This is a genomic window from Prevotella sp. MGM2, from assembly GCF_002933955.1.
Classification (GTDB): Bacteria; Bacteroidota; Bacteroidia; order Bacteroidales; family Bacteroidaceae; genus Alloprevotella.
The window spans coordinates 1-8,231 of sequence record NZ_BEWW01000227.1; the positions used below are offsets into that span (position 1 = coordinate 1).

Here is an 8,231-nt window from a genome sequence, read left to right on the forward strand (position 1 = left end):
GTGTGAGAGGCTCTTCGCGCTCAAATATGAGGGAACGGATGCCAGAATTATAGAGGTTGGAGCGTTTGTTGGAGCGGGTGATGACAATGACGTCATCTGTGCCGCAATCGCTATAGGCTGAGATAAGTGTTTCAATGAATTCGTCGCCAGGTAGAAAACGTATTTCTCCATGATGTGAGCCGTTAATCCGTGGTAGGCTTTTACTACCATTGGTTATAAGTTGCCGCAAGTGAGTGGCACCGGCCAATACGCTTGAAGTTTTACCTTGGCGTACAACTTCTGTGAGTTCTGCTGTGTTTACTGAAAGTCCATAGCGACTTATAAAATCCTTGTTTAATGCCGGACTTTCTTCTTCTCCTACAGGTGGTAATTGGGCTGTGTCGCCAACCAGTAATAAGCGACATCCTTCTGCTTCATAAACATATCTTATGAGGTCGTCTAACAGTAGCCCGGAGCCAAAGAGTCCACTACCGCCTTGTGATATCATAGAAGCCTCGTCTACAATGAAAACGGCATGACGATGTGTGTTGAATCCCAAACTAAAACGTGTACCTTCTCCCTGAAATGTTTGTTGTCGGTAGATAATGCGGTGTATGGTGAAGGCGGATAAGCCGGCATGGGCAGAAAATACTTTTGCTGCACGTCCGGTTGGCGCCATGAGTACTACATCGCGTTTGAGGCGTTTCAAAGTGCGTACCAAAGCACCGACCAATGACGTTTTGCCTGTACCTGCATAGCCGTGCAGAATGAAAGCAGTTTCTTGTGTGGAAGTTGTCAGAAAATGTGCCAAACATTTGGTTGCTTCATGCTGTCCGCTTGTGGGGGTATAAGGTAATTCTTTAGCAATCAAAAATTCTAGTTTATCAGCAATCATTTTATTATATTGTGTAATCGTAAGACTTTGTTGTTATTGATAGAAGTATAAAAAGACGTTTTGAAGTACATTTTTATACTTTAGTCGTCAATTCTTGTATTTTTATTGACAAAAATACGCATATTATTATTATATCATTGGTTTACTACATAAAAAATCTGTAATTTTGCCGTTAAATGGACAATTGCATATAAATCCGGATTTAGCCGGGTATATGTGGATTATCTAAGTTATTGTATTTTGTGTTAATATGGAATTACCTAAAGACCCTATAATGCTTTTTAGCGTTGTCAACATGAAGTTGCGCGATTTTTATCCATCTCTTGATGGTCTTTGCGATGATATGGGAGTTGATCGTATAGATTTGGAAAAAGCGTTGAATGCTGTTGGCTATGAGTATGACGAGTACCAAAATAAATTTATCTGATATTTTATCATATGTTATTATGAGCTATTTAAGAAAATATCCGCTTACCTTTTTTTGTGTGATAGCTATTTGGGTGCTTTGTTTGATGAAAACGCCGTCAACGAAACTTGACGAAATTGAAAATATTGATAAACTTTATCATGTGATGATGTATTTTGGAGCGTGTTCTATTTTGTGGTGGGAATATCTGCGTAGGCATCATAAAATAGTGTGGCATAAAATATGGTTGTTTGCCATTCTTTTTCCTATAGCCATGGGTGGGATGATAGAATTGGTGCAAGCTTATTTTACAGTCTATCGCTCTGGCGATTGGGGTGATTTCTTTGCTAATGTTGTTGGAGTAATGTTAGCAGTTGTTGGGGGACGATGGGGCCTCCCTCAAATTATACATCGTTTTTTTAGAAAATAATTTCTTTCTTCCATGACTGTTACTTCTACGCTCTCTCATGGGCAACTTTATATGCGTTTGGCGCAGACAAATATTTGTTTTGCGCGTTATGAGGCTGATGATGCTTCTTCATTTTGCTTTGAACCTTATCGCCTTAAACCTCAAGTTTCGCTTATCGCCAATTTGCGTGAAGCACGCCGAGCGGCCGCTATTTTACAGAATCAGCATAGCGAGAGTTTAAAGATTTTAGTGAATGCCCCAGCAACACTAGTGCCATTGACGGAGTTTCAGGAAGAAGATTGTGTAGCTATCTATAATCATTGTTTTCCTTCTTCTGTGAAAAGGCAGGTTTTTTATGATGTTGTGGCACCGGCCAATAGTGTTGTGATATTTGCACTTGAAGATGCGGCCTGCCGTGCCTTTGAGGATCTTTATTCAAAGGTTTATTATGTATCATCGCTCACCCCTTTGCTGCACCATTTTGCATCCAAAGGGATGACGCAAGTGTTACAGAAACGCGTTTGTGTACATTGTCATGAAATGTTGACGGATGTCATGGTATTTGAAGGAACTCGTCTATTGGCTGTTAATACTTTCGAAACGCCTGAAGTGGCGGATGCAGTCTATTATACTCTAAATATGGCGAGCCAGTTAGGAGTGAATCTGGGACCACCCTCAGATGATAATCTGCCGGTTTTTCGGCAGAGTGATTATGCACCGTTTTATGTGGCGGGTACACCGGAATTGCGCGACGCCATTGCTGATGAAATGAGGCGTTATGCTGTTAATGTGCTGACCATGAAACCTTCGGCAGAGTTTAATCGTAATATTGTGGCTACGACTCCTGAAGTACCCTATGATCTTGTGACTTTTCTTTTAGATTGTCAGACTTTTTGAAATTCATTCTTTATAGATTAATATTACAGAAAAATGCGTATTATAACCGGCATGTATAAAGGACGGCATTTTGAAGTGCCCAGAAGTTTCAAGGCTCGCCCTACCACAGATTTTGCCAAGGAGAATCTTTTCAATGTATTGAGGGCCTATCTTGATTTTGAAGAAACGCATGCGCTCGACCTCTTTGGAGGAACAGGTAGCATTTCGCTTGAGCTTCTTTCGCGCGGATGTCAGTCTGTGGTTACCGTTGAGCGCGATCGCAAACACTTTGCTTTTATAGTCTCTTGCCTGAAAGCACTAGAGTGTGAAAATGCCACTCCCCTGTGTACAGATGCTTTGCGTTTCATCAGTCGTTGCCGTCAACAGTTCAATCTTGTTTTTGCCGATCCTCCCTATGCACTCGTAGAATTGCCTGAACTCCCAGATCGTGTGATGACCAGCAATTTGTTAGCCGATGGAGCTCTTTTTGTACTGGAACATGGAAAGAACTATGATTTTTCCTCGCGCCCGGATTTTTTGGAGCACCGAGCTTATGGGAGTGTCAATTTTTCATTTTTTAGGAAATAGGGAGGTCGGTATGATTCATAAATATTGTGATTAAAGAAAATACGGTTTTGAATCAATCATTTGAGATTTAGCGTAATTGTTCGTAAAACTAAAGACATTGTGATATGATGAAAAAAATACTTTTGCTTTTCAGTCTGTTTTATTATGCAATAGCAATTTTAGCCCAAGTGCCAGCAGGTTATTATGCGTCGGCTTCGGGGAAAAGCGGAAAAAACTTGAAAACAGCCCTCCATCATATTATCAGCCAGCATGAGGAGCGGACTTATAAAGAACTGTGGACCGATTTCCAAAAAACCGATAGCCGTATGGATGGCAAAGTGTGGGATATGTACTCCAATTCAACGAATTATATCTTTTTTACCGATCAGAATACCGGGCAGTATAAAAAGGAGGGCGATAATTACAACCGTGAACATTCTTTTCCAAAAAGTTGGTTTCATGATGAATATCCGATGTATACCGATTTATTCCATCTTATTCCGACAGATTCTTATGTAAATGGTATGCGTGGCAACTTACCTTTTGGTGAAACGGCCAGTCCAGTTTACACTTCTTCCAACGGTTTCAGTCAATCAGGTATGTCTTCATTACCTGGTTATAGTGGTAAGGTATTCGAGCCGAATGATGAATATAAAGGAGATTTTGCGCGCATTTATTTTTATATGGCTACATGTTATGAAGATAAAATCGCCGGTTGGGACTGCGATATGCTTGACCATTCCAGCTATCCGGCCTATAAGGATTGGGCTGTTACCATGTTGTTGCGTTGGGCAAAGGAAGATCCGGTGAGTCAAAAGGAGATAGACCGCAATAATGCGGTTTATGAAATTCAGGAAAATCGTAATCCGTATGTGGACTATCCCGGATTAGAACAATATGTATGGGGTGAAAAAATAACGCAAATATTTGATCCGGACAATTATGAAGGCATTACCGGCGTAATGCCCAGTTCATCGCTTCAGGATCCCTTTGAACGTGTTAGTGTTATGGGCCTTGATGGACGTGTGCTCCGTTCTGGTGTATTTCAGTCTGAAGCACTTCAAGGATTGCCTGCCGGTTTTTATATTGTAGACGGAAAGAAAATGATTGTCTGTCCCTAACGTTTTAGAAACGAATTCTTTTCAAGAAAAGGAAGGTGTGGGAAATGTTGCGTTCCTTTGTCATCGATGAAGAAAGGAAGTTCTTCTTTTCCCTCTCCTTTAAGCCGTAACCAATAAAGCTGTCCTGGTTTGAGATTGTCCGCCTCGATAATGCCGTTGGAGGACACGATGTTTGTTGCGGTTTTTTTCCAAAACCCGTCAGCCCATTCCCGTATTTCATATTTCGCTCCGCTTTTTACGGCGTTGTCTGCGTGTTTCGCCATGTACCGGATGCGATGTACATATTGAGGTTCTTTTAACATCAAAGTAACATCAGGCCATTTATCCGGCGCTGTTTGCGGATTATTATCATATTCGGCTTTCCATCGGCACTTTTCCAAAGGTTCGTCAAGAAGTCTTACCCATTGTGCGTTTTCTTCTGCAGAGAGGAGATGTGTTTGTGGCGCCTCCATAGTATTGGTATAAGCATATTGTCTTTTGGTAAGGAAATTGATTTCACTTAGGTAAACTCGCGCCGGATTGCCTGTTCCGCAAATCCTGTAATAAAGATACGGACGGTCTGTTGAAAGTTCTATGTCTTCCCAGGCTGTTCCTGGAACATTACGGATAATTCCTAATGTATCAGCATTATGGAAATCAGGATTGTCAGCCCCAAGAACATAAGTGCCTGGAATCTTCCGGGCAATTTGAAGGAGGTGTGGCTTTCGCGGAAATTTTCTTTCAATTCTAGCTTTGGTCGGTGTGCCGGTAACTTTGATATGTTCAAGCCTGTATCCGTTGTTCTGACCTTTATCTTCAATGACCACAAAAGGCTCTCCGAAGGAATGGTAATCCCCGTTTTCGTCTAGATAAACGGGAAAATATAAATTGTCAGGAACTACATGTTCGAACAAGGCAGTACCCGTTTGTTTATTTATGACACCCCAGGTCACCGGTCTGAGGCCCATTTCCTGCGATAGGAAAGTACCAAGATAGGCAAGGTTGTTTGAGGTGGAGATGTTGAATGGAAGAGATAGTTTTACAGTGTTGCCCGTTTCGTGGCTCACGTCCTCTATGCGTGGGTCTGCCAATATGTCGGGTATTATCTCTTGGGAGGCTTTCAGGGAATAAGGATTGTTCGTTTGTCGGCTAAAGTGCAGACGAAATATATTAAGGGCTTCGTAAAACTTAGAGTCGCGATATAGTGGCAAACTGCTTTCCGGACTGAAGGTATGCCATTTGCCGTTTATGGGAGTGGAAACATGATAATGCTGTCCGTTCCAGAATTTATAGGCTATGTTGTATTCCAGAGCGGCGGGAAGTCCGCAGGCCCTTAGTATCATCGTACCGTAATCGGCAATAGACGCACAGTCATGCCATCCGAGAAAAAACATTTCGTCCCGGCCTATGGGATGGTCAAAAGGATATTTCCCGCCCCAATAGCGCAGTCTGTCGGCTGTTACGTTATACCGCCAGACCAAGTTGCGTGCAGTCGTAGTCGTGTCTGTGTGTAGGTACTTGTTGTAAAGATGGGCATAGACATCCGCACTTTCTGCTGCCGAAAGGTCCGTTGCCCTGTATGGAAGTACATATTCCAGAAACTCCTCGAATTTCAGAGGTTTTACGAATGGGCTGTTATCTCTCAGTTTGAATGAATGTTCTATCTGTCGGCGCAGAAAATCGGCGTTTATATGGCTGATGTCCATTATTTCTTTCGCTTCAATAACAGGTGAGGCAAAGTCTGAAGCCTCCATCATTTTCCGATAAACCTGGTCGGCTTTAGCCAATACTTGCCTGTTGAATCTTTCATTGTATAAAGCCGTGTCGCTCAGTTCTTTTACTATGCTGTAATAACTGGAATCCGCTCTATTTAGTTTTGTCGCTAGCAGAGGGGCGGACTGGGTTATGTGGTAATACTGCCTGTTCCATATCATATTTGAAATAAGGAAACATGCGGCTTTATATTTTTCTTTATTCTCTTTTTGGTAGTGGTCAAGCAAGTTCTCCAGTCCCTCTCTGTTGTTTCCGGCTTTTTCCAAGGCATACGTGACCTCTTTCGGATATTGCGCATAGGTTGTTGAAATAGACAGTAGGAAAAGGAACAACGGGTATAGATATTTCATAAGGCTTGTTTTTTATTGATGTGACGTATGGCCGCAGAGCGCATGGCTTGGGTTTTCTTGTTTTCTATCTTCGGGCGAAAAGCTTTGAGATCTTTTGCCAGCTGCAACGCTTTTTCCTCGTCGATGCTTTTATACAGAGCGAATTGGGCATAGATAGGAAGCATCAGTCCTGGTCTCATGCTATGTGCGGCGGCGTAGCATTTTATGGCTTCTTCATTTTCTCCCGTACACTCGTAAGCCTCTCCCAAATGCAGTTGTACCTGCGCTGTGTTGATATATTCCTGTAATTTTTTCAGGGAATGCACGGCTGCTACCCCGTCTCCGGCCATCAGTTGCGTCCGTCCCAGACAGGCCAGTAATGATGGTGAATGTCCTACATACCGGAAAGTGAAAGGAGAGTTTTGCATGGCGGTATCGTCTTCTTCCAGATTGCAATAGCCGTTCAGCCGCAGGTTGGCGTTTGTCCGTATGACGATATTAATCAGCAACAGTCCGGCAAATAAGCCTGCGCCGGCCATTCTCGCCCGTCTTTTGAAAAGCGCCCACACAGGAACTTGCGTGGGATATGGGGATTCTATTCCCAAGGCAATCATACTTATGAATAATGCATGAAGTGACCAGATGGATGAAGGATAGGAAAACAAAGCAAAGATGATATACGCCAGGAAAGGCAGGAAAAGAAATGCCTGCCTTTCTTTCTTCTTCGATGCTTTCCACAATGATACGCCTGCCGTCAGAAGGAAAAATCCCCACAACAGCCCTCCCGCCACTCCCTGTTCACAGAGAATTTCCAAGGGCTCGTTAAAGGCGGTTGTCACATCATCAGCCGCACGCCGTACTTCTTCGGGGGCGTTTCTGATACTTGATGTTTGAAAGGACATGTAGGTAGCCGGAAAACTGTTCGTGCCCTGTCCGGTAATCGGAGATGCCGCTATCATTGTTCTGCAGACATGCCATATTCCCAAGCGGGCATCGGCCGAAGAAGGGCGGTAGAGATACAGGGCGCCGATGGTGATGACTGCTGCCAATAATATCCCTCCGGACAGGTAGGGCCGGTTCTTCCTTGTCAGTTTTTTATGAAGATGAAAAACTGCAATGGTCATGACTGCGGCCAGCCAGGCGGCCCGTGAGTCCGTCACGGCAAGCCCCCACGCTATAGGGAGTATCAATCCTCCGGCAAGTATTTTTTTCCTGAAGCTAAGGCTGGCCAGTTCATTACATATCGGCCACATCAGGGCTAAAACTATAGCCAGGTAACATCCCAGTGGAGCAGGATTGTCAAAACTGCCTGTCACTCTGAAGTCCGCGTGGCGGCTACTTGTCACCTCCGCCAGTTGTAGAATGACTATGAGAATCTGTATCAATGCAGATATGAATAATCCCCATACAAGGAATCGGATAAACCGGTGGCTTTCTTTTGTTCTCATCAACATCCAAATGCCCGTCAGGGCCACCCATTCCATAATATATTCTATGTTTATCAGGCCGCGGATATTCATAATTCCATAAATAATGCACACTCCCAAGGCGATGTCGGGGAGAGTTATGCTTTCTCCGGTTTGGTCTTTTCTTTGCGCCACACTTAGGCCTGTGCCGGTAAAAGCCAGAATACCCGTAACGGCCAATATGTAGGCTTGTCCGTCAGGTATGAGAATGCCTGTAATTGGTGCGGACAATAAAAACGTCAGGGTTAGCAGTATAATGCCGTGTAGAAGTTTCGTTCTCATTTTTTTTACCGGATACAGTGAATGATGACGTAGGGTATGCGGCTTGCCGATGGTTGTGTCGTCCGCCGCATATTTGGGTGTATTAATTCCACTTTTTATATTTGAGCATGTTGCCCTCCTTCCATATCTTGTGTTTGGTGGCTTTCATG

The 8,231-nt window shown here is 43.5% G+C and carries 8 protein-coding genes; 5 read left to right on the forward strand and 3 right to left on the reverse strand.

What is annotated here, in order from left to right; translation table 11 throughout:
• Window positions 1-874: ATP-dependent RecD-like DNA helicase (locus C5S62_RS05695; RefSeq protein ID WP_145958217.1), on the reverse strand; the 874-nt coding region annotated here is incomplete at its 3' end.
• 250 nt (window positions 875-1,124) lie between these two features.
• Here C5S62_RS05695 and C5S62_RS05700 point away from each other — a divergent pair.
• From C5S62_RS05700 to C5S62_RS05720, 5 genes are all read left to right on the forward strand, one after another.
• Window positions 1,125-1,301: a DUF4250 domain-containing protein gene (locus tag C5S62_RS05700; protein ID WP_104404443.1), complete on the forward strand. Its 177-nt coding sequence runs from the start codon at window positions 1,125-1,127 to the stop codon at window positions 1,299-1,301.
• Complete coding sequence (locus C5S62_RS05705; RefSeq protein ID WP_223301154.1) at window positions 1,273-1,710, forward strand: VanZ family protein; 438 nt, start codon at window positions 1,273-1,275, stop codon at window positions 1,708-1,710. Before C5S62_RS05700 ends, C5S62_RS05705 begins: the two co-directional genes overlap by 29 nt.
• Window positions 1,711-1,722: 12 nt before the next feature.
• A complete protein-coding gene (locus C5S62_RS05710) occupies window positions 1,723-2,586 on the forward strand; it encodes a DUF3822 family protein (RefSeq protein WP_104404444.1) in 864 nt (287 codons plus the stop codon).
• 33 nt (window positions 2,587-2,619) lie between these two features.
• On the forward strand, window positions 2,620-3,153 hold the full coding sequence (rsmD, locus tag C5S62_RS05715; RefSeq protein ID WP_104404445.1) for a 16S rRNA (guanine(966)-N(2))-methyltransferase RsmD: 534 nt from the start codon (window positions 2,620-2,622) through the stop codon (window positions 3,151-3,153).
• A gap of 104 nt (window positions 3,154-3,257) precedes the next feature.
• Window positions 3,258-4,253 carry an endonuclease gene (locus C5S62_RS05720; RefSeq protein ID WP_223301155.1) on the forward strand — a complete coding sequence of 332 codons (996 nt, stop codon included), beginning with the start codon at window positions 3,258-3,260 and terminating at the stop codon, window positions 4,251-4,253.
• Here C5S62_RS05720 and C5S62_RS05725 read toward each other — a convergent pair.
• Entirely contained in the window at window positions 4,250-6,355 is a 2,106-nt protein-coding gene (locus C5S62_RS05725) for a hypothetical protein (RefSeq protein WP_104404446.1), read from the reverse strand. The two genes, C5S62_RS05720 and C5S62_RS05725, sit on opposite strands and share 4 nt — an antisense overlap.
• Complete coding sequence (locus C5S62_RS05730; protein WP_104404447.1) at window positions 6,352-8,082, reverse strand: O-antigen ligase; 1,731 nt, start codon at window positions 8,080-8,082, stop codon at window positions 6,352-6,354. The genes C5S62_RS05725 and C5S62_RS05730 overlap by 4 nt, the downstream gene beginning before the upstream one ends.
• Window positions 8,083-8,231 lie beyond the last annotated feature (149 nt).